20 protein-coding genes and 1 pseudogene are annotated in these 22,733 nt (G+C 74.0%); 11 read left to right on the top strand and 10 right to left on the bottom strand.

Annotated elements, in window-relative coordinates; all coding sequences use genetic code 11:
• A partial coding sequence (gene ssd, locus RM780_RS16275; protein WP_311631446.1) for a septum site-determining protein Ssd occupies positions 1 to 913 on the bottom strand: 913 nt, incomplete at its 3' end.
• 616 nt (positions 914 to 1,529) lie between these two features.
• On the opposite strand from ssd, the gene RM780_RS16270 reads away from it, so the two are divergent.
• Entirely contained in the window at positions 1,530 to 2,372 is an 843-nt protein-coding gene (locus RM780_RS16270) for an HAD family hydrolase (RefSeq protein WP_394812991.1), read from the top strand.
• Positions 2,373 to 2,477: 105 nt separating this feature from the next.
• Here RM780_RS16270 and RM780_RS16265 read toward each other — a convergent pair whose 3' ends face one another.
• A complete protein-coding gene (locus RM780_RS16265) occupies positions 2,478 to 3,419 on the bottom strand; it encodes a Fic family protein (RefSeq protein WP_311631444.1) in 942 nt (313 codons plus the stop codon).
• 105 nt (positions 3,420 to 3,524) lie between these two features.
• Here RM780_RS16265 and RM780_RS16260 point away from each other — a divergent pair, with 105 nt between their 5' ends.
• Complete coding sequence (locus RM780_RS16260) at positions 3,525 to 4,511, top strand: ATP-binding protein (protein WP_311631443.1); 987 nt, start codon at positions 3,525 to 3,527, stop codon at positions 4,509 to 4,511.
• A 76-nt stretch (positions 4,512 to 4,587) separates the two neighbouring features.
• Here the strand turns inward: RM780_RS16260 and RM780_RS16255 are convergent, their stop codons facing one another.
• The gene (locus RM780_RS16255; protein WP_311631442.1) at positions 4,588 to 5,787 is read right to left on the bottom strand and encodes a polysaccharide deacetylase family protein; all 1,200 of its coding nucleotides are present in this window, start codon (positions 5,785 to 5,787) and stop codon (positions 4,588 to 4,590) included.
• A gap of 250 nt (positions 5,788 to 6,037) precedes the next feature.
• Between RM780_RS16255 and RM780_RS16250 the strand changes: the two genes are divergently transcribed.
• The 5 genes from RM780_RS16250 to RM780_RS16230 all read left to right on the top strand — a co-directional run bounded on the left by RM780_RS16250 (position 6,038) and on the right by RM780_RS16230 (position 12,456).
• Entirely contained in the window at positions 6,038 to 8,332 is a 2,295-nt protein-coding gene (locus tag RM780_RS16250) for a SulP family inorganic anion transporter (protein ID WP_311631441.1), read from the top strand.
• Positions 8,333 to 8,538: 206 nt separating this feature from the next.
• Entirely contained in the window at positions 8,539 to 10,509 is a 1,971-nt protein-coding gene (gene acs / locus RM780_RS16245; RefSeq protein WP_311631440.1) for an acetate--CoA ligase, read from the top strand.
• Positions 10,510 to 10,733: 224 nt separating this feature from the next.
• Entirely contained in the window at positions 10,734 to 11,171 is a 438-nt protein-coding gene (locus RM780_RS16240) for a phage holin family protein (RefSeq protein ID WP_311631439.1), read from the top strand.
• Positions 11,168 to 12,103, top strand: a complete 936-nt coding sequence (locus tag RM780_RS16235) for an alpha/beta fold hydrolase (RefSeq protein WP_311631438.1) — start codon at positions 11,168 to 11,170, stop codon at positions 12,101 to 12,103. Before RM780_RS16240 ends, RM780_RS16235 begins: the two co-directional genes overlap by 4 nt.
• A gap of 164 nt (positions 12,104 to 12,267) precedes the next feature.
• A complete protein-coding gene (locus RM780_RS16230; RefSeq protein ID WP_311631437.1) occupies positions 12,268 to 12,456 on the top strand; it encodes a hypothetical protein in 189 nt (62 codons plus the stop codon).
• A gap of 95 nt (positions 12,457 to 12,551) precedes the next feature.
• On the opposite strand, the gene RM780_RS16225 is transcribed toward RM780_RS16230, so the two are convergent.
• The 3 genes from RM780_RS16225 to nth are packed head-to-tail and all read right to left on the bottom strand — an operon-like array spanning position 12,552 to position 15,422.
• A complete protein-coding gene (locus RM780_RS16225) occupies positions 12,552 to 13,751 on the bottom strand; it encodes a MarP family serine protease (RefSeq protein WP_311631436.1) in 1,200 nt (399 codons plus the stop codon).
• 13 nt (positions 13,752 to 13,764) lie between these two features.
• A complete protein-coding gene (locus RM780_RS16220; protein WP_311631435.1) occupies positions 13,765 to 14,556 on the bottom strand; it encodes an NUDIX hydrolase in 792 nt (263 codons plus the stop codon).
• On the bottom strand, positions 14,553 to 15,422 hold the full coding sequence (gene nth / locus RM780_RS16215) for an endonuclease III (RefSeq protein WP_394812990.1): 870 nt from the start codon (positions 15,420 to 15,422) through the stop codon (positions 14,553 to 14,555). The genes RM780_RS16220 and nth overlap by 4 nt, the downstream gene beginning before the upstream one ends.
• Before the next feature lie 254 nt (positions 15,423 to 15,676).
• On the opposite strand from nth, the gene RM780_RS16210 reads away from it, so the two are divergent.
• Positions 15,677 to 16,351 (top strand): Crp/Fnr family transcriptional regulator, encoded by a 675-nt coding sequence (locus RM780_RS16210; protein ID WP_311631434.1) that lies wholly within the window; start codon positions 15,677 to 15,679, stop codon positions 16,349 to 16,351.
• Between the two features lie 34 nt (positions 16,352 to 16,385).
• On the opposite strand, the gene RM780_RS16205 is transcribed toward RM780_RS16210, so the two are convergent.
• From RM780_RS16205 to RM780_RS16195, 3 genes are all read right to left on the bottom strand, one after another.
• Positions 16,386 to 17,228 carry an MBL fold metallo-hydrolase gene (locus tag RM780_RS16205; protein ID WP_311631433.1) on the bottom strand — a complete coding sequence of 281 codons (843 nt, stop codon included), beginning with the start codon at positions 17,226 to 17,228 and terminating at the stop codon, positions 16,386 to 16,388.
• On the bottom strand, positions 17,225 to 18,076 hold the full coding sequence (locus RM780_RS16200; RefSeq protein WP_311631451.1) for an NUDIX hydrolase: 852 nt from the start codon (positions 18,074 to 18,076) through the stop codon (positions 17,225 to 17,227). The genes RM780_RS16205 and RM780_RS16200 overlap by 4 nt, the downstream gene beginning before the upstream one ends.
• Positions 18,077 to 18,151: 75 nt before the next feature.
• A complete protein-coding gene (locus tag RM780_RS16195; RefSeq protein WP_311631432.1) occupies positions 18,152 to 19,309 on the bottom strand; it encodes an acyl-CoA dehydrogenase family protein in 1,158 nt (385 codons plus the stop codon).
• A 154-nt stretch (positions 19,310 to 19,463) separates the two neighbouring features.
• Here RM780_RS16195 and RM780_RS16190 point away from each other — a divergent pair, with 154 nt between their 5' ends.
• From RM780_RS16190 to RM780_RS16180, 3 genes and pseudogenes are all read left to right on the top strand, one after another.
• Positions 19,464 to 20,090, top strand: a complete 627-nt coding sequence (locus tag RM780_RS16190; protein WP_311631431.1) for a TetR/AcrR family transcriptional regulator — start codon at positions 19,464 to 19,466, stop codon at positions 20,088 to 20,090.
• 117 nt (positions 20,091 to 20,207) lie between these two features.
• Positions 20,208 to 20,711 carry a PH domain-containing protein gene (locus RM780_RS16185; protein ID WP_311631430.1) on the top strand — a complete coding sequence of 168 codons (504 nt, stop codon included), beginning with the start codon at positions 20,208 to 20,210 and terminating at the stop codon, positions 20,709 to 20,711.
• A 532-nt stretch (positions 20,712 to 21,243) separates the two neighbouring features.
• A pseudogene (locus RM780_RS16180) lies at positions 21,244 to 21,492 on the top strand (LacI family transcriptional regulator); the annotation flags it as partial.
• 101 nt (positions 21,493 to 21,593) lie between these two features.
• On the opposite strand, the gene RM780_RS16175 reads toward RM780_RS16180, so the two are convergent.
• Positions 21,594 to 22,577: a hypothetical protein gene (locus tag RM780_RS16175; RefSeq protein ID WP_311631429.1), complete on the bottom strand. Its 984-nt coding sequence runs from the start codon at positions 22,575 to 22,577 to the stop codon at positions 21,594 to 21,596.
• Positions 22,578 to 22,733: the final 156 nt, after the last annotated feature.

The following is a 22,733-nucleotide window of genomic DNA, read 5'->3' as shown; positions in this document are numbered from 1 at the left end:
GCCGCGCCATCTCGCCCCCGCCCAGCCCGCCCGCCCGGGCCGGCCTCGCGACCAGCCGCAGGTCGCGCACCAGGGCCCCCGCGCCCGCCGCGACGCGCCGGGCGCCCGCCACGGCCCGCAGCTCGCCGGGGACGATCAGCAGGCCCAGGTCGAGCTGGACCAGGGCCTCGGCCGCCGCCTCGTCGGGCGAGCGGGGCAGGTCGACCACGACCACCCCGCCGCCGCGCCTGGCGGCGGTCAGCACGGTGGACATCGCCTCGGCGGGGAGCCCGGGAGCCTCGGAGCGGTCCCAGCTCAGCACGCCGGCGCCGTGCATCCGGGGCAGGGTCTCGTCGAGCGCGGCGCCGGAGAGCCGGCCGCGTGCGGAGGCGAACGCGGGCCAGCGCGGGCCAGGGGTCCGCTCCCCGCCGAGCAGCACGTCCAGCCCGCCGCCCAGCGGGTCGGCGTCGACGAGCACGGACCGCGGCCCCCGGCGCGCGGCGGCCAGCGCCAGGGCGCAGGCCAGCGAGGAGGCGCCCGCGCCGCCGCGCCCGCCGATCACCCCGACGGTCAGCGCCGGGCTGCCGGGGCCCTCGGCGGCATCCGCGATCCGGTCCGCCAGCCAGGGCTCGTCGCCCGGGAGCCGCAGCACCTGCTCCACGCCCAGCGCCACCCCGCGCGCCCAGACCGAGGGGTCCTCGGGGCCGCGGTGCACCAGCAGCACGCCGGGCCTCCGGGCGGGCCAGCGCGCGCGGTCGGGCTGGGCGGCGGCCCGGTCGTCCCCGACCAGCACCAGCGGGGCGCGCTCCCACGGGCCGGCGGCGACCGGCCCCCCGTGCGCCACCTCGGCCTGGGCGCCGGCCGCGGCGCACAGCCGCAGCAGGTCGTCGAGGAGGTCTTCGTCCTCCGTGAGAATCAGGATGGGTCCGGCCACGGCCGCTTACCTCCATGCAGTCACGCGGTGCGCCCGGCCGGTCGCCGAACGCTTCGTGACCCCACCGTGCCGCCGCGAACGCCCCCCTGACGGCGCGCTCCCAAATCTGTGGATAACTCGGACGTTGTGGAAAACTCCGTCACCCACACAAGCCGACTTCCGCCTCAGAAATCCTCAGTACGACGGCATGCGAAATAGCCGCGAAATGCGCGCACAAGCACACGGGACAGGAAGGGGAAACGGCAGGCGAGGAACGGCGGGCCACCACGGGACCGGACGGGAAACGCCGCCGCAGCCACGGCCGTTAGCCGCCGGCCGGACTCGCCCGGGGCACCCGGGACGCCGCCGGGGCTTCGCCGGCACAGGCCCCGGGAGCACCGCCGGAACGCCCGCCGGGGCCGCCGGAACAGGCCCCGGACATGCGACGACCCCCGCCGGGGGGGAGAGCGGGGGTCGTCTTCCTCGGCCGACTCGGGGGGGGAGGAGTCGGACCGGGTTAGCACGGTCGCGAACGATCCGTGACTTCCATGGTGTACCCGAGAGCCCTCTGAGGCAAACCACCACACCCCCGCGTACGCCGAATGGCGGCGCCGCCTCCCGGCTTATGCTCGAGCACGTGAAAATACTGGCCCAGCCGCGGACCGCCGCCTTCTTCGACCTGGACAAGACCGTGATCGCGAAGTCGAGCACGTTCACCTTCAGCAGGCCGTTCTACCAGGGCGGTCTCATCAACCGGCGCGCCGTGCTGCGCAGTGCCTACGCCCAGTTCGTCTACCTGCTCGGCGGGGCGGACCACGACCAGATGGAGCGGATGCGGGACTACCTGTCCGCGCTGTGCCGCGGCTGGAACGTCCAGCAGGTCAAGGAGATCGTGGCCGAAACCCTGCACGCGGTCATCGACCCGATCATCTACGACGAGGCCGCCTCGCTCATCGAGCACCACCACGCCGCCGGCCGGGACGTGGTGATCGTCAGCTCCTCGGGCGCCGAGGTGGTCGAGCCGATCGGCGAACTCCTGGGCGCGGACCGGGTGGTGGCGACCCGGATGGTGGTGGCCAACGGCTGCTACACCGGCGAGGTCGAGTACTACGCCTACGGCCCGGCCAAGGCGGAGGCCATCGCGGAGCTGGCCGTCAGCGAGGGCTACGACCTGGACCGCTGCTACGCGTACAGCGACTCGGCCACCGACCTGCCGATGCTGGAGTCGGTCGGCCACCCGCACGCCGTGAACCCCGACCGGGCGCTGCGCCGCGAGGCCGCCGCCCGGGGCTGGCCGGTGCTGACGTTCGAACGCCCGGTGCGGCTGCGGCAGCGGCTGCCCGCGCTGGCGATGCCGCCGCGCCCGGCGCTGGCGGCGGGGGCGGCGGTCGCCGCGGCGGCCTGCGCCGCGGGCCTGGTCTGGTACGCCAGCCGCCGCCGGGCGGGGCGGGTCCTGCCGCTCGGGCTCCCGGCGGCGTAGAAGGCGCGGGCGGCACCGGCCGAGGGGCAACGGCCGCGGTGGCGCGATCCGCCAAGGCGCGCCCCGGGCGTTGCCGGGCGCCGTGGCCGGGGGCGTCCGCGGCGGTCAGGCCGCGCCGCGCTGGAGGGCCTCGCAGACGGCGACCGACTCGCGGGCGCCCAGCTCGGCCGCGCTGCCGCAGTGGGCGATCCAGGCGGCCACGCCCTCCGGAGTGCCCGAGGCGTACGCCCGCAGCGCCTCGGTGTAGGCGGCGCGCCCCTGTTCGGCGTGGCCCACCTCGGCGGGCGTGACGCCCTTGGGGTCGAGCCCGCCGCCGATCAGCACGATCCGCTCGGCGGCCCGTGCCACGAGGCCGTTGTGGGTGCCGAAGGGCCGCAGCGCGAGCAGTTCGGCGTGGACCACGGAGGCGGTCACCAGGGCGGGGGCGCGCGAGCCGGCCAGCAGGAGCCGGTTGAGGCCGTCGAGGCGCGCGGCCACCTCCGCCGCGCCGGGAGCCGGCAGGTTCAGGTCCGCGAGGCCCGGCTCGTCCACCGGCTCGCCGGGCAGCCGCGGCCGGCCGACGGTCTCCGCCGGGGCCGTTCCCCCGGCCGCCACCAGGTGGAGCCTGGCCAGCACGCGCAGCGGCGAGTCGCGCCAGACGCTCAGCAGCTGTCCGGCCTCGGCCGTCAGCCGCAGGGCCGCGCCAACGGTCCTGGCCTCCTCGTCGCCGCTGAAGTCGCTGCGCCTGCGCACCTCTTCGAGCGCCCAGTCGGCTCCGGCCAGCGCGGCCGAGGCGCGCGCGCCCCTCAGTGCGCTCTCCGAGGCGATCTCGGGGCTGCGCCGCCGCATGACCCGGTGGCCGTAGACGCGGTCCACGGCCGTTCGCACGCCCTCGACGGCGGCCTCGGCGGCGGGCAGGGCGCCCAGCCTGGCCAGCGGGTCGGCCGAATCGTTTCCGCCCGCCCCGGGACCGTCCGCACCCGCCTGGCCCGCCTGGCCCCCGGGAGCCTCCGGAGCCGCCGCGCCGTCCGCGTCCCGCCGCGCTGTCTCGCCGTTGTTCGCACCCATAACACCGAAGCCTAGGCCCGGTCCAGGTCGCCCCGGCGACTCGTACGAGTGGACTTCTTCACTCCCCGTCTGCGCGCGCGAACGCTCGGCGCTACGCTAATGAACATGAAGATCGCTTTCGTGGGCAAGGGCGGCAGCGGTAAGACCACGCTGTCCTCGCTGTTCATCCGGTACCTGGCAGCCCGGCGGATCCCGGTCACCGCGGTGGACGCCGACATCAACCAGCACCTGGGCACCGCCCTCGGCCTGGAGGAGGACGAGGCCGCGGCGCTCCCGCCGCTCGGCGCGCGCCTGCCGTTGATCAAGGACTACCTGCGCGGCGACAACCCCCGCATCCCCAGCGCCGAGGCCATGATCAAGACCACGCCGCCCGGCTCCGGCTCCCGACTTCTGCGGCTCACCGAGGAGAACCCCGTCTTCGACGCCTGCGCCCGCGAGGTGGCGCTCGGCGCGGGGACGGCGGCGCGGCTGCTGGTCACCGGGCCGTTCACCGAGGAGGACCTCGGCGTGGCCTGCTACCACTCCAAGACCGGCGCGGTCGAGCTGCTGCTCAACCACCTGGTGGACGGGCGCGACGAGTACGTCGTGGTGGACATGACGGCCGGCAGCGACTCGTTCGCCTCGGGCCTGTTCACCCGCTTCGACGTGACCTTCCTGGTGGTCGAGCCGACCCGCAAGGGCGTGTCCGTCTACCGCCAGTACCGCGAGTACGCCCGCGACTTCGGCGTCACCCTCCACGTGGTGGGGAACAAGGTGCACGGCGCCGAGGACGTCGAGTTCCTGCGGGCGCACGCCGGGGACGACCTGCTGGTCACGCTCGGCCAGTCCGACTGGGTGCGGGCCCTGGAGCGCGGGCAGCAGCGGCCGTTCGCGGAGCTGGAGGCGGTCAACCAGCGGGCGCTCGGCTCGCTGTACGAGGCCGCCGACGCCGCCTACGCGCACCGCGACTGGGAGCGGTACACGCGGCAGATGGTCCACTTCCACCTGAAGAACGCCACGAGCTGGGGCAACGAGCGCACCGGCACCGACCTGGCCGCGCAGGTCGACCCGGGGTTCGTGCTCCGGGAGGCGGGGAGCCCGCAGCCGGCCTGAACCTGGGGCGGGCGGCCGTCGCGCGGAGGCACTCCGGGTGGCGCACCCGGCCGGAGCGCGCCCGCGCACGCTGGGCTCACGGCCCGCCGAGGAACGCCGCCCAGCCGTCCGCCGGCGCCTCGCCCACGCCCAGGCCCCGCAGCCGCTCCGGCACCGCGGGGTCCTGGGCCTCCAGCCAGTCCACGAGCTGACGGAACGACACGCACCGCACGCCCTCGCGCGGGCAGACCTCCTCGATGACGTCCTCGACCGCGTCGAGGTAGGCGCCGCCATTCCAGTCGCTGAAGTGGTTGCCGACGACCAGGGGCGCGCGGTTGCCGTGATACGCCCGGTCGAACGCCGCGAGCAGGCCGTCGCGGTAGTCCTCGCCCCCGGCGTCGTTGGCCAGGAAGTTGTAGTCCATCGCCAAAGTCTCGAAGGACCGGCCGGGGACGGGGATGGAGGGCAGGGGGAACTCCCACAGCCCCTCCTCGCCCCGCCCCGGCCAGACCTGGAGGCCGCTGCCGCTGGAGTCGTAGCGGAAGCCGGCCTCCGCCGCGGCCGGGAGCAGGGCGTCGCGGCCCTCCAGGCAGGGCGTGCGCCCGCCCGCCAGCTCCTCGCCGTAGTCGAACGGCAGGGGCTCGGCGTCGCCGAAGCCGGTCGTGGTCCGCCAGTTCCGCACCATCCAGGACGCCTGGTCGATCTCGCTGCGCCAGTCCTCCTCGGTCCAGCTCGCCACGCCCTCGGGCCCGCAGAAGTGGCCGTTGAAGTGGGTGCCGATCTCGCTGCCGTCCAGCCACGCGCCGCGCAGCTCGCCGAGGGTCGCGGCGATGTTCTCGTCCCTGAGGTAGCTGATGTCGGAGGCGCCGGGCGCGCGGCCGGGGGGCTCGTAACGGAAACGTTCATCCTCGGGCAGCAGGTAGAGGCCCGTGAGGAAGTAGGTCATGTGCGCGTCATTCTCGCGGGCCACTTTCCTGAAACGCGAGAAATAACGATTCCCGTCCTCCGCGGCGCCGTCCCAGGAGAAGACCACGAACTGCGGCGGCTCCTCGCCCGGCTTCAGCGGCTCGGCCTCGGGCTGCCGCGGCTGCGGCCCCGTGTCCGCGGTGGAGCCGTCGCCGATGAGGCGCGGGGCGGCGCGTTTCCTCTCGGGGGCGGAACGCTGCTCCACGGCCGCCTTGTCCCCTTCCGTGTCGCCGGGTCCGGCGCCCGAGCATGCGGCGCCCGCGAGCAGGGCCGCCAGGGCGGTCAGGGAAGCGGCGCAGGCCAGCGCCCGCGCGGGGGGCTTGTCCACCATCGTTCCTCCCGGCCCGTGAGGGGCCTGGTCGGTTCCCGTGCTTGACGGGACCAAGCTCTCTTTCCCGGTGAAGAGATGGTGGGATTACAAGCGTTTCAAATGATTAATTCACTCGAACGCCTGAATGCGTGCCCCCCCGAAAAGATATCTGGACGGATGCCCACTGGTGGCCTTACCCTTCATTTACTAACGCTTGAGGTAATCCATACCTGTCCCTCGGTGTTCCCCGACGCACGGATTTGGAGACGGGATGCCCGCCAGCCACCGCGCAGACCTTTCCGCCTCGATCTCGGTCTTCCTGATCGCCCTCCCGCTGTCCCTCGGCATTGCCCTGGCCACCGGCGCGCCGCTCCAGGCCGGGCTGGTGGCCGCGGCGGTCGGCGGCCTCGTCGCGGGCTCGCTGGGAGGGGCACCGCTGCTCGTCAGCGGCCCCACCGCCGGGCTCACAGTGGTCACCGCCGGCCTGATCCAGCAGTACGGCTGGCGCGTCACCTGCGCGATCACCGTGCTGGCCGGCCTGACGCAGCTCGCCCTCGCCGCGCTGCGGGTGGCCCGCTCGGCGCTCGCGGTCAGCCCGGCGATCGTCCACGGCATGATCGCGGGCATCGGCGTCACCATCGCGCTCGCCCAGCTGCACATCGTCCTGGGCGGCACCGCGGGCAGCTCCGCGACGGACAACCTCACGGCGCTCCCCGGCCGCCTCGCCTCCCCCGACGCCGCCGCCCTCGCCGTCAGCGCGCTGACCGGCCTCGTCCTGCTCGCCTGGCCCCGGCTGCCCGGCCGCGCCGGGGCGGGCCTGCGGCGCGCCGTGCCGGCCGCGCTGGCCGCCGTCGTCCTGGCGACGCTCCTCTCCCGCGGCACCGGCCTCGACCTGCCCCGCGTCGACCTGCCCTCCTGGGGCAGCCACGCCCTGCCGCAGCTCCCCGAGGGGCTCACGCTCGGCCTGTTCGCCGCCGTGCTGACGGTCACCCTGGTCGCCGGGGTGGAGTCGCTGCTCTCGGCCGTCGCGGTGGACAAGCTGATCGCCGCCCGCCGGCGCGACGGCGGGGCCCGCATCCCCCGCGCCCGGCTGGACCGCGAGCTCGGCGCACAGGGCACGGCCAACGTCGTCTCCGGCCTGCTGGGCGGCCTCCCCGTGGCGGGCGTGGCGGTCCGCAGCTCGGCGAACGTCGCGGCCGGGGCCGTCAGCCGCCGGTCCGCCGTGCTGCACGGCTGCTGGATCCTGCTGGCCAGCGGCCTGCTCGTGGGGCTGCTGGAGCTGATCCCCCTGCCCGCCCTCGCCGCCCTGGTGATGGTCGTGGGCTTCCAGATGGTCAGCATCACCCACATCCGCAGCGTCACCCGCCACCGCGAGGTCGTCGTCTACTCGGCCACGGCCGCGGGGGTCACCCTGCTGGGCGTGCTGGAGGGCGTCGCGCTCGGCATCGCCACGGCCGTTGCCGTCGCCCTGCACCGGCTGGCGCACACCCGGATCAGCCACGAGCCCCGGCCCGACGGCAGTCATCACGTGCGCATCCGCGGGCAGCTCACCTTCCTCGCGGTCCCCCGGCTCAGCCGGGTGCTCAGCCAGGTCCCCGACGGCGCGCGGACGACCGTCGAGCTGGAGGGCACCTTCATGGACCACGCCGCCTACGAGGCCCTCCACGACTGGCAGGCAGCGCACACCGCGCTGGGCGCCGCCGTGGAGATCACCGGCCGCGCCGGGGCCCGGATCGGGGAGCCGGTGGCCGCGCACCACTGCCGCCCCTGGCAGCCCTGGCGCAACCACCAGTGCACGACGGCCGCCCCCGCCGCGGACCGCGCCCCCTCCGGCGCCGCCCCCGCCCGCCACGACCAGCTCCTGCGGGGCATCGAGAACTTCCAGCGCACCACCGCCCCGCTGATGCGCCAGGAGCTGGCGCGGCTGGCGCAGGAGGGGCAGCGGCCCGGCCAGCTCTTCCTGACCTGCGCCGATTCCCGCCTGGTCACGAGCATGATCACCTCCAGCGGCCCCGGCGACCTCTTCACGGTGCGGAACGTCGGCAACCTCGTGCCGCCCCCCGGCGCCGAGGCGTCCGGCTCCTCGGACGACTCGGTGGCCGCCGCCATCGAGTTCGCGGTGGTGGAGCTGCGGGTCAGCTCGATCACGGTCTGCGGGCACTCCGGCTGCGGCGCCATGGCCGCGCTGGCCGGGCGGGCCGGGCGGGCCGACCCGGCCGGGGAGCGGCGCGAGCGGGCCAGCTCGCTGGACCGCTGGCTGCGGCACGGCCGGCCCACCGTCGAGCGGCTGGCCGGCGACCCCGGCGCCGTCCCCTCGATCGACGGGCACCCCCCGGCCGACAACCTGGAGGCCCTGGCCCTGGTCAACGTCGTCCAGCAGCTCGAGCACCTCACCCGGCACGAGTGCGTGGCGCAGGGCCTGGCCGAGGGCGCGCTCTCGCTGCGCGGCATGTACTTCAACGTCGGCCAGGCGCAGGCGTACGTCCTCGACGGGGAAGGGGGAGGCGGGCGGCCCGCGTTCGCGGCCGTGCGGCCCGACGCGCGGTCGGGGATTCTGACGGCGTGACAGGCGTGAGCGCGGGTGCGCCTCGCCGGGCCGCGGGCGCGCACGGGGCCGCGCGCTAGCGTTCCCCGAGGGGTCCCGTCCCCCGCCCGCTCCCGGCCGGCCTGCCGGCCAAGAGGTCTACACCAGTTGGCCGCCTCCCCTTGTCAAAGGGGCGAGAGGGCTGATGGGGTTGCCGTGCGACACAGCCGACGCCGCGAGGAGATGCCGTGACCAACGAGAGCCTGGCGAATCTCATGACGGAGACGCGGAGGTTCGCCCCGCCCGCCGAGGTGACCGCCGACGCCAACGTGACGGCCGCCGCCTACGAGGCGGCCACCGCCGACCGGCTGGCGTTCTGGGCCACGCAGGCGCGCCGCCTGACCTGGGCCGAGGAGCCGCGGCAGACCCTGGACTGGTCGAACCCGCCCTTCGCCAAGTGGTTCGCCGACGGCCGGCTGAACATCGCCTACAACTGCGTGGACCGGCACGTGGAGAACGGCCTCGGCGACCGGGTCGCGATCCACTTCGAGGGCGAGCCCGGCGACTCCCGCTCCCTCACCTACGCCGAGCTGCAGCGCGAGGTCTCCCGCGCCGCCCACGCCCTGACCGCCCTCGGCGTCGAGGCCGGCGACCGCGTGGCGATCTACATGCCGATGCTCCCCGAGACGGTCATCGCCATGCTGGCCTGCGCGCGCATCGGCGCCCCGCACTCGGTCGTCTTCGGCGCGTTCTCCCCCGACGCCCTGGCCACCCGCATCCAGGACGCCGACGCCCGCGTCGTCATCACCTCCGACGGCGGGTACCGCCGCGGAGCCCCCTCCCCGCTGAAGCCCGCCGTGGACGAGGCCCTCACCCGCCCCGGCACACAGAACGTCCGCTCCGTCCTGGTCGTGCGGCGCACCGGCCAGGACATCCCCTGGACCGAGGGCCGCGACCTGTGGTGGCACGAGACGCTGGAGCAGCACCCGGACCGGCACCAGCCGCGGGCGTTCGAGGCCGAGCACCCGCTGTTCATCCTCTACACCTCGGGCACCACCGGGAAGCCCAAGGGCATCCTGCACACCTCCGGCGGCTACCTCACCCAGGTGGCCTTCACCCACCACGCCGTCTTCGACCTCAAGCCCGAGACCGACGTCTACTGGTGCACCGCCGACGTCGGCTGGGTCACCGGCCACTCGTACATCGTCTACGGCCCCCTGGCCAACGGCGCCACCCAGGTCCTCTACGAGGGCACGCCCAACACCCCCCACAACGGCCGCTGGTGGGAGATCGTCGAGAAGTACGGCGTCACCCTCCTCTACACCGCCCCCACCGCGATCCGCACCTGCATGAAGTGGGGCGACGACGTCCCCGCCCGCTTCGACCTCAGCAGCCTGCGCGTCCTGGGCTCCGTCGGCGAGCCGATCAACCCCGAGGCCTGGATCTGGTACCGCAAGCACATCGGCGGCGACCGCACCCCCGTGGTCGACACCTGGTGGCAGACCGAGACCGGCGCCGTCATGATCAGTCCGCTGCCCGGCGTCACCGCCGCCAAGCCCGGCGCCGCCCAGGTCCCCCTGCCCGGCATCTCCGCCACCGTCGTCGACGACGACGGCGCCGAGGTCCCCGACGGCTCCGGCGGATACCTCACCGTCACCGAGCCCTGGCCCTCCATGCTGCGCACCATCTGGGGCGACGACCAGCGGTACCTGGACACGTACTGGTCGCGGTTCCCCGGCAAGTACTTCGCGGGCGACGGCGCCAAGAAGGACGCGGACGGCGACATCTGGCTGCTGGGCCGGGTGGACGACGTGATGCTCGTCTCCGGGCACAACATCTCCACCACCGAGGTCGAGTCCGCCCTCGTCTCCCACCCCCGGATCGCCGAGGCCGCCGTGGTCGGCGCCACCGACCCGCAGACGACGCAGGCGATCTGCGCGTTCGTCATCCTGCGCGGCGGCGCGCACCAGGCGGACGAGGAGGCCGGCCTGGTCGAGGAGCTGCGGGCGCACGTCGCCAAGGAGCTGGGCCCGATCGCCAAGCCGAAGCGCATCCTCCCGGTGGACGAGCTGCCCAAGACCCGTTCGGGCAAGATCATGCGCCGCCTGCTGCGCGACGTCGCGGAGAACCGCGAGCTGGGCGACGTCACCACCCTCACCGACTCCAGCGTCATGGAGCTGATCCAGGCGAAGCTGCCCGGCGCCGCCTCGGAGGACTGAGCGCGGCCCGCGGCGCGACGCGCGGAACGACAGCGGCGCGACGCGCGGGGCGGAGGGTGAGCGCAGGGGCGTCCGAGCCATGATCGGGCGCCCCTATACCATGTGCCGCATCACTCCCGCGCGCCGCTGAGGGTCCCGCCTGACGCCTCGTCGGCGCCACGACCGTCACGCACGCACAGCACAGACCGACCCGGATGAGACCCGGACGCAAAGGGGAGACCGCGATGAGCGCAGCCGAAGAGGGCCGCAGCCTGGGCGAGCTGGTCGCCTCGGCGACCGCCGAGCTGTCCGGCCTGGTCCACGACGAGATCGCACTGGCGAAGGCCGAGATCCGCCGCGACGTCGTCAAGGCCGTGCTCGGCAGCGCGGCGGGCATCATCGGGGCGTTCCTGGCGCTGTTCGCCGTGCCGCTGTTCAGCTTCGCCGTGGCGTTCTGGATCCGGAACTGGTGGGGCATCCCCCTCGCCCTCGCCTGCGCGATCGTCGGCGCCCTCTACGTCGTGCTGGCCGTCGTTCTCTTCGTGCTGGCCAAGGCCAAGTTCGGGGGCATCTCCAAGCCCGAGCGCTCCATCCGCTCCGCCAGGGAGTCGGCCGCCGTCCTGGCCGGCGTCCGCCCCCACCCGCGCCCCGCCGCCCCGGGCAGGGCGGGCACGCCCACATGACCTCGCCCGACCAAGGGGGGACGCGCTCCGCGGTCATCCTGCGGGAGGGCCCCTGGACGCACCGCGACGTCGCCGCCAACGGCGCGCGGTTCCACATCGCCGAGCTGGGCGAGGGCCCGCTGGTCCTGCTGCTGCACGGCTTCCCGCAGTTCTGGTGGGCCTGGCGCCATCAGCTCACCGCGCTGGCCGAGGCCGGGTTCCGCGCCGTGGCCATGGACCTGCGCGGGATCGGCGGCAGCGACCGCACCCCCCGCGGCTACGACCCGGCCAACCTCGCCCTGGACGTCACCGGCGTCATCCGCTCCCTCGGCGAGCCCGACGCCGCCCTCGTCGGCCACGACCTCGGCGGCTACCTGGCCTGGACCGCGGCCGTGATGCGCCCCAAGCTGGTCCGCCGGCTCGCCGTCTCCTCCATGCCGCACCCCCGCAGCTGGCGTTCCGCCCTGCTGCGCGACCCCCGGCAGACCGCCGCCAGCGCCTACATCTGGGGTTTCCAGCGGCCCTGGCTGCCGGAACGCCAGCTGGTCGCCGACGACGCGGAGACCGTCGGCCGCCTCCTCCACGCCTGGTCGGGCCCGCGCCAGCCGGACCCGGAGGATGTCGCGGTCTACCGCCGCGCGATGTGCATCCCCTCCACCGCGCACTGCTCGGTGGAGCCCTACCGCTGGCTGGTCCGCTCCATCGCCCGCCCGGACGGCATCCAGTTCAACCGCCGGATGAAACGCCCGGTGCTGGTGCCGACGCTCCACCTGCACGGCTCGCTGGACCCCGCGATGCGCACCCGCAGCTCGGCCGGCTCCGGCGAGTACGTGGAGGCGCCCTACCGCTGGCGCCTCTTCGACGGCCTCGGCCACTTTCCGCACGAGGAGGACCCGGCGGCGTTCAGCACCGAGCTGATCGACTGGCTGCGGGACCCCGAGCCCGACCGCTGAACGCCCAGGGCCACGCGCCTCCCGGGCCACGCGCCCCCCTCGAACGCCCCCGCGCCCCGCCGGAGCGCCCCTCCACGCCCCTCGGGGCATGTGCCGAAGGCATAGACCACGCGAGTTCGCTGCCGGGAGGTTATAGACCTTGGGACCCGGGCAGGGACGTGAGTATGGGCTCGACGCACGACTACCGTGACGTGGCACGTGATCGAAGCGGCACCGGAGCCGCCGCCCGGGCGCAGGGCGCCGCGCGGCGAATCCAGGGCGTACCCATGGCCAATCCGCATATCGGCTTTCCGGACATCCTCCGCCGCCGCGCCCGCTGGGTCGGCGTGCGGCTGCGCCACCCGCGCGGCTAGGGACGCCGGGGCCGCCGGCCCCGCGCGACGGCCGGGCGCGCGCCGCGACACGGGACCACGCCGGACATCGCACGCCGGGGGGGCGCGCCCCCGGCTCACATCGCGCAGGACTGGCTGTCCACCGGCTCGTCCGCGGCCCGCCCCCGCGTGATGGTCTCGCGCACCTCGTCCGCCGTGAGCGCGTAGCCGGTCTCCTCGTCGTCCAGCGACTTGGCGAAGACGACGCCGAACACCTCGCCGTCCGGCGTGAGCAGCGGGCCGCCCGAGTTCCCCGGGCGGACGGTCCCGCGCAGCGAGTACACGTCGCGGCTCACCGTGCCCCGGCGGTAGATGTCCGGCCCGTCGGCCTGGAAGCGTTCGCGCACCCGGGCCGGCCTGGCGTCGAACGGGCCGCTCTGCGGGAAGCCCGCGATCACCGCGTCGTCGCCGGTGATCGCGTCACCCCGGCTGACCCGCAGCGCGGGCGCGTCCAGCCGCGGCACGTCCAGCACCGCCACGTCCCGCTCCCAGTCGTAGAGGACGACCCGCGCGGCGTAACGCCTTCCCTGCCCGCCGACCTGCACGGTCGGGTCCGTGACGCCGCCCACCACGTGGGCGTTGGTCATCACCCGGCCCTCCGAGAAGACGAAGCCGGTGCCCTCCAGCACCTTGCCGCAGCCGGGCGCGGTGCCGGCCACGCGCACGATGGAACGCCTGGCCCGGTCGATCGCGGGGCTGCGCGCCACGGCGGGGTCGGGCGCGGGGACCTCGGTGATCGGCTCGTCGGCGAAGGGCGAGAACACCTGTGGCAGCCCCTGCTGCGCCATCACCGCGCTGAAGCCCGCGAACCACGTGTCGGCGCTCTCCGGCACCACCCGCGAGACGCCCAGCAGGACCCTGGAACCGCGCACCTCGCGCCCGACCGTGCCCAGCGTGCTGGTGGCCAGCGCCGAGCCGAGCAGCCAGGCGACCAGCAGCAGGGCCAGGACGTTGACCAGCGCGCCGCCCGTGGCGTCCAGGGCGCGGGCCGGGGTCCAGGTGATCCGCTGCCGCAGCCGGGTGCCGAGGTGGGTGGTGAGCGCCTGGCCGACCGTCGCGCACAGCAGGACCACGGCCACGGCCGCGACCGCGCCGGTGCGCCCGGGGTCGGGGCGGTCGGCGACCTCGCGCCAGATCAGGGGGAGCACGTAGATCGCGATCACGCCGCCGCCGATGAGGCCGAGGACGGACGAGATGCCGATGACGAAGCCCTGCCGGTACCCGATCACGGCGAACCACACGGCGGCGGCCACCAGCGCGACGTCGAGCGCGTTCATGCCCGATACGGTCTCACGCCCCGCCGTCCAGGGGGATCTCGCGCTCCGGGTCCCACGGCCGCTCCCAGCCCGCGTAGTGCAGGATGCGGTCGATGACCCCGGCCGTGAAGCCCCACACGAGCGTGCCGCCGACCTCGAAGCAGGGGCCGCGGTACCCGCTGGGGTGAAGCGCGGTGCCGCGCCGCGCCGGGTCGGCCAGCTCGGCGACGGGCACGGTGAACACCCGCGCGGTCTCGGCCGGGTCCACCGGCGCCACGGGCGAGGGCTCGCGCCACCAGCCGAGCACCGGGGTGACGACGAAGCCGCTGACCGGGATGTAGAGCCGGGGCAGCGCGGCGAAGACGTGGACGCCCGAGGGGTCCAGGCCCGTCTCCTCCTCGGCCTCCCGCAGCGCGGCCCGCAGCGGGCCCTCCGCCTCAGGGTCGCCGTCCTCCGGGTCCAGCGTGCCGCCGGGGAAGGAGGGCTGTCCCGCGTGCTCGCGCAGGCTCGACGCCCGCTCCAGCAGCAGCAGCTCGGGCCCGGCCCCGCCGCCGTCCGGGACCGGGGGCAAGCCGTCCGCCGGGCCGGAGGACCCCGAACCCGCCTTTCCCGCCGGGAGCTTGCCCTCCCCGAACAGCACCAGCACCGCGGAGGGCCGCCCCCCGGCCGCCGGGGGAAGCCACCGGCTCAGCTGCCTGGGCTGGATCGTGCCCGCCACCCGGGCCAGCCGGTGCAGCCAGTCGGGCAGCCCGGCCGCCGCGCCTTCCGGACCACCGGCCCACAGCGCGCCCGCGCCCTGGCCCCCCGCCCCCTGCGCGTCCTTCATGCCGCGCCCAGCGGGGGCGCCGGGGTGCCGGGGTAGTCCGGCGGGGGCTTCAGGCGCTGCCCGGGGTAGCCGCCCATCTCGTACTTCAGGAGCTTCCTGGCCTTCTCCGGGTCCGTCTCACCCTCGCCGAAGGACGGGCACAGCTGTGCGACGGGGCAGGCGCCGCACGCGGGCTTACGGCTGTGGCAGATGCGGCGGCCGTGGAAGATGACGTGGTGGGAGAGCATCGTCCAGTCCTTCTTCGGGAAGATCTCGGCGACCTCTGCCTCGATCTTCTCCGGGTCCTTCTGCTCCGTCCACCGCCACCGCCGCACCAGCCGCTGGAAGTGCGTGTCCACGGTGATGCCCGGCTTGCCGAAGGCGTTCCCCAGAACGACGTGGGCGGTCTTGCGGCCCACGCCCGGCAGGGTCACCAGGTCCTCAAGGCGCCCGGGGACCTCGCCGCCGAACCGGTCGCGCAGCCCCGCCGAGAGCCCTATGAGTGCCTTCGCCTTGCTGCGGAAGAAGCCGGTGGGCCGGATCAGCTCCTCCAGCGCCGCGGGGTCGGCCGCCGCCATGTCCTCGGGCGTGGGGTAGGCGGCGAAGAGGCGGGGGGTCGTCTGGTTCACCCGCAGGTCGGTGGTCTGGGCGGACAGGACGGTGGCCACCAGGAGCTGGAAGGAGTTCTCGAAGTCCAGCTCGGGGTGGGCGTAGTAATACACCTCGCCCAGGACGCGGTCGATCTTCCGGGCGCGGCGGACCATGCCGAGCCGGGTCTCCCCCCGGCCGCCCGCGGCGGGCCTCACCCGCACGGCCCCAGCGCGTTCGCTCTCGGCGGAATCCTTGTTGGCGCTCACCCGTCCGGCCCTCTCCTTCGCCTGTCGCATCCCCCGCGCGGCTCACGCGCATCACGGGTTCTCAGCCACCCGGCCAGCGTAAACGGCCCCGCCGACATTCGCCGGGTCCCCGCGCCATGACCCACCGAAGGGGCCCCTGGCGTGGGCTTCGCCGCCGACGTGCGTCAAACTTGTGACTGATAGCACTGTCGCGGCGTCCGGCATGATGTGGGGCAACCTGGCGACCCCCTGACCGTAGCCGCCCCGGGCCCCGGCCGAACCCAGGCCGACAAGGAGAGGAACTCGTGGACGACGTTCTCCGGCGCGCACCGCTGTTCGCGGCGCTCGACGACGAGCAGGCCGCTGAGCTGCGCGGTTCCATGGCCGAGGTGACCCTGGCTCGCGGCGACACCCTCTTCCACGAGGGCGACCCGGGCGACCGGCTCTACGTCGTGACGGACGGCAAGGTCAAGCTGCACCGCACCTCCCCCGACGGCCGGGAGAACATGCTGGCCGTCCTCGGCCCCGGCGAGCTGATCGGCGAGCTGTCCCTCTTCGACCCGGGCCCGCGCACCGCCACGGCCACCGCCGTCACCGAGGTCCGCCTGCTGGGCCTGGGCCACCCGGACCTCCAGCCCTGGCTCAGCGCCCGCCCCGAGGTGGCCGCCGCCCTGCTGCGCGCGGTCGCCCGGCGCCTGCGCCGCACCAACGACAGCATGTCCGACCTCGTCTTCTCCGACGTTCCCGGCCGCGTCGCCAAGGCCCTGCTCGACCTCTCCCGCCGCTTCGGCGTCCAGTCGGACGAGGGCATCCACGTGGTACACGACCTCACCCAGGAGGAGCTGGCCCAGCTGGTCGGCGCCTCCCGCGAGACGGTCAACAAGGCGCTCGCCGACTTCGCCGCCCGCGGCTGGCTGCGCCTGGAGGCCCGCGCCGTCATCCTCCTCGACATCGAGCGCCTGGCCCGCCGCTCCCGCTGACCGCGCCGCCCCGCGGCCCCGACGGCCCGGGCGCTCACGGCGCCGGGTCCACCAGTCCGTGCTCGCGCAGGTACGCCAGCTGCGCGAGCACCGACAGCTCCGCCGCCGGCCACACCGCCCGGTCCACGTCCGCGTACACGTGGGCAACGATCTCGGCGGGCGCCAGCAGCCCGTTCTCCACCGCCGTCTCCACCTCGGCCAGCCGCTTCGCGCGGTGCACGAGGTAGTAGTCGAGCGCGCCCTGCGCGTCGCGCAGCACCGGGCCGTGCCCCGGCAGCACCGTGTGCGCCCCGTCGTCCACGGTCAGCGCGCGCAGCCGGCGCAGCGAGTCCAGGTAGTCGCCCAGCCGCCCGTCGGGGTGCGCGACGACGGTGGTGCCGCGGCCGAGGACCGTGTCCCCGGTCAGCACCGCCCCGTCGGCCGGGAGGAAGAAGGACAGCGAGTCCGCCGTGTGCCCCGGGGTCGGCACCACGCGCAGCTCCAGCCCGCCGGTGGTCACCACGTCGCCCGCCGCCAGGCCCTCCTCGCCCAGCCTGAACGCCGGGTCCAGGGCGCGCACGTCCGTGCCGGTCAGCTCGGCGAAACGCCCGGCGCCTGCCGCGTGGTCGTCGTGCCCGTGGGTGAGCAACGTCAGCCCCACCCGCCGCCCGGAGCGCTCCACCGCCTCGGCCACCCGGTACAGATGCCCCTCGTCCGACGGGCCGGGGTCCACGACCACGGCCAGGTCGGAGCCGGGCTCGGCCAGGATCCAGGTGTTGGTGCCGTCGAGGGTCATCGGGGAGGGGTTGGGCGCCAGGACGCACGCGGCGCGCTCGGTCACCTGCCCCTGGGGGGCGGACGGCAGGGGCCGCCCGGGCTGCGCCGGCGTCTCGGTCATCTCTCCCGCTCCCCGGCGTCCCGCGCCACGGACTCCGCGCCGGGCAGGCGGCGTTCGAATTCGGCATACCCCGGCCATCTGACCACCACGTCTCCGTTGCCCTCCTCGCGGGCCTCGGCGAGCACCGGCGCCGCCGGCCTCCCGGCCGCGGCGGCCAGCGCCCCGGCGGCCGTCGCGCAGGCGGCCAGCTCGCGGAGGGTGGCCACGGTGGGCGGCATCATCAGCAGCTCGCCGCGCTCGTGGCCCGCCAGCGCGTCGGCGGGCCGCAGCCACTCGGCGTGGTCGGCCTCGCCGGAGGCGTTGCGCGTGCGCTGCCCGTCCGGGAGAACGGCCGCGAAGAACGTCGTGTCGTACCGCCGCGGGTCCCACGCGGGCGTGACCCAACGCGCCCAGAGGGCCAGCAGCCCGCCCCGGACGGCCAGCCCTCGGCGTTCCAGAAAGTCCGCGAACGCCAGCTCCCGCGCCACGAGCGCGGCCCGGTCCGCCTCCCAGCCGGGCCCGGTGACGTCCGCGACCAGGCCCTCGCCGTCCGCGGGCCCCGCGAACAGCACGCCGGCCTCCTCGAAGGTCTCGCGCACCGCCGCCCCGACCACGGCCCCGGCCTCGCCGGCCGCCGCCACGTCCCGCGGGTCCACGCCGCCGCCGGGGTAGGCATACATGCCACCGGCGAAGGCCATCGAGGCCCGCCGCCGCAACAGGAAGACCTCGACGCCGCCGCCCGCGCCGTCGCGCAGCAGCATCACGGTGGCGGCCCGCCGCGCCGGCACCGGCGTCAGCTCACCCCGGACGTAGGCCCGCACCCGCACGGGCCAGTCCTCGGGCAGCCGCCACTGACGACCGTTCGTCACCATGCCCGGATGCTACGGCGTCCCCCACCCGCTTCCGTCAGCCACCCCCGGGCCCCGTCGGCCACCGTCGGCGCCTCACAACCCCATCGACTTCGCCACGATCGCGCGCATGACCTCGCTCGTGCCGCCGTAGATACGGTGGACGCGGTTGTCCGCGTACAGGCGGGCGATGGGGTATTCGAGCATGTAGCCGTAGCCGCCGTGGAGCTGGAGGCAGCGGTCGATGACGCGGCCGGCCGTTTCCGTGCAGAAGAGCTTGGCGCGCGCCGCGTCCGCGACGGTCAGCTCGCGCCGGTCGTGCGCCTCCAGCGCGCGGTCGACGACGGCCTGCATCGCGTCCACGTCCGTCGCGCAGTCCGCGAGCACGAACTTCGTGTTCTGGAACGCCGCCACCGGCTTGCCGAACACCTTCCGGTCCGCCGTGTACGCCGACGCGAAACGCACCGCCGCCGCGGCCTGCGCGTAGGAGTTGACGGCGATGCCGAGCCGCTCCTGCGGCAGGTTGTGCGTGAGGTAGCTGAACGCCTTCCCCTCCTCGCCCAGCAGGTCGGCGGCCGGCACCTTGACGTCGGTGAACGACAGCTCCGCCGTGTCCGAGGTCCGCAGGCCGATCTTCTCCAGCTTGCGGCCGACCGCGTACCCCTCCGAGGACGTGTCCACGACGAGGATCGACAGCCCCGCCCGCCGGTCCTCCGGCGTCGCCGGCGAGGTGCGGCAGACGACCAGCACCCGGTCCGCCACGACCCCGCCGGTGATGAAGGTCTTCGCGCCGTTGAGGACGTAGTGCGTGCCGTCCTCCGCAAGCCGGGCGGTGGTCGCCATGCCCGCGAGGTCGGAGCCGGTGCCCGGCTCGGTCATGGCGATGGCCGTCATCAGCTCGCCCGTCACGAACCCCGGCAGCCAGCGCTTCTTCTGCTCCTCGTTGGCGTACGCCAGCACGTACGGCAGGACCAGGCTCGTGTGCACGCCCGTGCTGCCGAAGCTGACGCCCGCGCGGGCGGTCTCCTCGGCCACGACGGCGTAGTACTTGTAGCTCTCCTCGCCGGCCCCGCCGTACTCCTGGGGCACCTGGATCCCGAAGACGCCCAGCTCGCCGAGCCGCAGCAGGAACTCTCGCGGCGGGTGCCCGGCCTCCTCCCACTCGGGGTAGACGGGCACGACCTCCCGTTCGATGAAGTCCCGGATCATCGACCGGAACGCCTCGTGATCCTCGGTGAAAACCGTGCGCCGCACGCGACTCCTCCTCCGTCAGCCCCCGTCAGCCCTCCGTCGGCCAAACGTTCGTTAAGTTAACGCCCCGCGCGGCCCGCGTCCAGAGCCTTCGGGCCGCCGGATTCCTCACTTCGGCAGAACGGTCGTTCAGCAGTGCCCGGGTAGCCTAGCCCCCATGCCCGACACCAGGAACCGCCCCGCCGCGGGCCGGCAGGCCGCCGGCAGGCAGGCGATCATCGACGCCGCCCGCGAGGAATTCGCCGCGCGGGGCTTCGACGCCGCCTCCGTCCGCGACATCGCCGCCCGGGCGGGCGTCAGCCTCTCCGCCCTCTACCACTACTACCCGGGCAAACAGGCGCTCCTGGAGGGCATCATCGCGACCGGCCTGGAGGCGTACTTCGCCTCCTGCACCGCCGCCCTGGCCGCCGCCGGCGAGGACCCCGCCCGCCGCCTGACCGCCCTGGTCGCCGCCACCGTCCGCCACCGCGCCCACCACCGCGTGGACAGCCGCATCGTGCTCGGCGAGGCCCGCAGCGTCTCCCCCGAGTTCCGCGTCCACCACCGCGCCCGCCTCCGCGAGGCCACCGCCCTCTTCGCCGACGCCATCACCGCCGGCCTGACCCGCGGCACCTTCACCACCCCCCACCCCGACGACGCCCGCCGCGCCGTGATCGCGATGTGCAACGCCGTCGCCCAGTGGTACGACCCCACCGGCCCCACCCCGGTCCCCACCCTCGAGCGCCACTACGCCGACCTGGCCCTGACCCTGGTGGGGTACCGGCCGGCCGTGCCGGAGTGGTGACAGCGGCCGACGCACTGTTCCTGTGTCGCGCACCGGCCACCCATCGTCATGCCTTGCCCGCCTTCCGCGCCGGAGTCCGCTGTTTCACCCCAACGCCGCTGTGCCACGATGTCAGGCATGAGTTTCGGACAGCGTTATCTGGCCGAAGACGAGGAACTGGTGCACGCCACACGTCAGCACTGGACCGAGATCGTCGGCGAATTCTTCCTCCTGGCGGTGGTCTGGATCGTGGCCGGGGCCCTGCTGTGGGTCATCCCGGGCGACGAGGACTGGGGCCGTGTCACCACCTACGTTGTGGTGGGCGCCGCGGTTCTGGCCACGCTCGTGTTCTGGCTGATTCCCCTGCTCACGTGGCGCAGCACGGTGTACATCGTGACCACGAAGCGGGTGTACACGCGCAGCGGCTTCCTGACGAAGACGGGCCACAGCATCCCTCTGACCCGCGTCAATGACGTCGCCTTCCGAGCGACTCTGTGGGAGCGGATACTCAGGGAGGGAACGCTCACGATCCAGTCCGCCTCCGAGCACGGCATGCTCGCCCTGAAGCACGTCCCGGACCCGGAGGGCCTCAAGGCCCTCATCCACAGCGCTGCGGACGATGCCCAGCACCGCGGGCAGTGAGGTAGCCCTCGTGCCTTGCCGGAGCTGATCGACGATCTGGCCGACCTGCCGTACCTGTCGGAACCGCTCATCGCCGAGCACAACCAGGGGCGCGGAAACTGAGCCTCTCCTACATGGACGCCTGTGCGCTGCTGAAGCTGGTGCAGAGAGAGGCGGAAACGGATGCTCTGCGCAGGTGGCGGCGGGGCTGGGCCCAGGTACACGCCTGGTGACCTCGCAGCTCGCCGGAGTCGAGATCGCCCGGACCTTCCGGCGGGCAGGCGTCGACTGCCAGCGGGTGCCTTCCTGGTCGGCAACGCACTCTCGGGCGTTGACCAGGTCACCGTCACCGAGGAGACCCTGGCCCGCGGCGGACTATGAGGCGCAGAGGCTCGGCACCCTCGACGCCATCCATGCGGCGACGGCCGATCCCCTCCGCGGGGACCTGGACGGCTTCGTCACCTACGACAAAGAGTTGACCAGGCCATACTGGACATCGACCTGCCGAATCTGTCACCGGCCTGAGGCACGGTGCCGGCAGGGTCGGACGGGGCCCGGTCCGCTTCCGTGGAGGAGGTGCGGAGCGCGTGGGCGGGTGCCCAGGGGCGTGGATACGCGTGCTGGGGCCCCGCGTCGCGAAAGGACTCACCCCGCACGGATTCCGGCACTCACACCGGAAGCCGATGGAGGAACTCGGCGCGGAGAAGGTCCTCATGGGCCACATCGACGGCTCGGTCTCCGCGTGCTATGCCCAGTCACACCGGGCATGCGAATGCGACTGATGGCCAGTCTGACCGAGCGGTGAGAGGCAGCCCTCGATGTGCAGCAGGGCGACCCCGCCCCCCAGCACCATCCAGCGGTGCATCGGGAGGCTGTCCGTGGTTCGTAGGTCGGTCCTGCGGCTCAGAATCCAGGCTCACGCATCGCTTCCGTCATGGTGATGCCGGCGATCCCGTCCCAGGCGTCCTGCCAGACCGCCATACGGTCTCTATCCTCAGCCAGTTGGATGGCCGGGACAAGATCGTCGGGCCCGGGCTGGTGGACCGTACGGCCATCTGGCAGGTCAGTGGTGTCGCTCAGGAAAAGGTCGCGCAGGAAGGAACGGGTGCCTGAGCGCAGCTGCTCGAACACGTCGGGCTCGAACAAGTCCTCGGCGGTGACAGGTATCAGTCCGTCCCGCTGGGCGTGGATCTGGGCGTGCGCGAGCAGCCAGCACGCGCTGACGAGGATCAGAGGCGTGTCATCGCCCTGGCGGACCCGTTCGGTCCACGCCCTCCGACAGGCGGGGCAGCCGGAGTGGGCGGCAGCCGCCGCAGCCTCGGCGACGCCTTTCTCGTCCCCAGCAATCATGGCTCCGACCCCTGGCGGCAGCGTGTGACGGAGTCCGTCGGGACACTCGGACGGATCATCGTCACCTCGCGTCACCCTGCTGAGTGCCGCGTCGGCCTCGGCGAGCTCCGCTGCGGCCTTCATGAGTTGCGCCTGGGCCTGGATCGCGGCGGTCTGCTTCTCCATCGCCGCGATGTCCTCGTCCGAGACATCCCCTATCCGGAACAGCGTCTCGTTCATGCTCTGGATAGCGCCCGTCATGAAATCTGCGGGAGCCTGCGGGACCGGGTCGTCGTTCTCGTCCTTCACAGGAGGTTCCCCCTCATCGGCACGAATGGCCCGGAAGCCGTTTGCGTTCCTGCGCACCGCATCATCCAGCACCGCGACGCCGACCGATCCTACCCGCTTCGGCGAGGCCCGGTACGGCAGTTGAGGAATGGCGGACGCTGGGACGCGTTCTTCCCGGCCGTGCGTGGCTGTACTCCAGCCCTCGCCCACCGGAGCGCTCAAGCCCGGACGCGTGGCGCCGATTGCGAGCGCCGGACGTACGCCATTCACCGCACCGGGTCGCCTTGGCGCGAGAGCTGAAGCGCTGCGGCTACACCATCCGAATTCGCTGGGTTCAGCAATTCGCGAGCCTGCACAGATGAGAAGCGCTGGCCGCTGGCCCCCGTTATGTTTTTCGCGGTCCTGCAAGAGGGCCGCTGGCCTCCG

Source organism: Streptomyces boetiae (assembly GCF_031845405.1).
GTDB lineage: Bacteria > Actinomycetota > Actinomycetes > Streptomycetales > Streptomycetaceae > Streptomyces > Streptomyces boetiae.
Note: the sequence above shows the minus strand (reverse complement) of the source record. Positions and strands in the feature narration are given on the sequence as shown.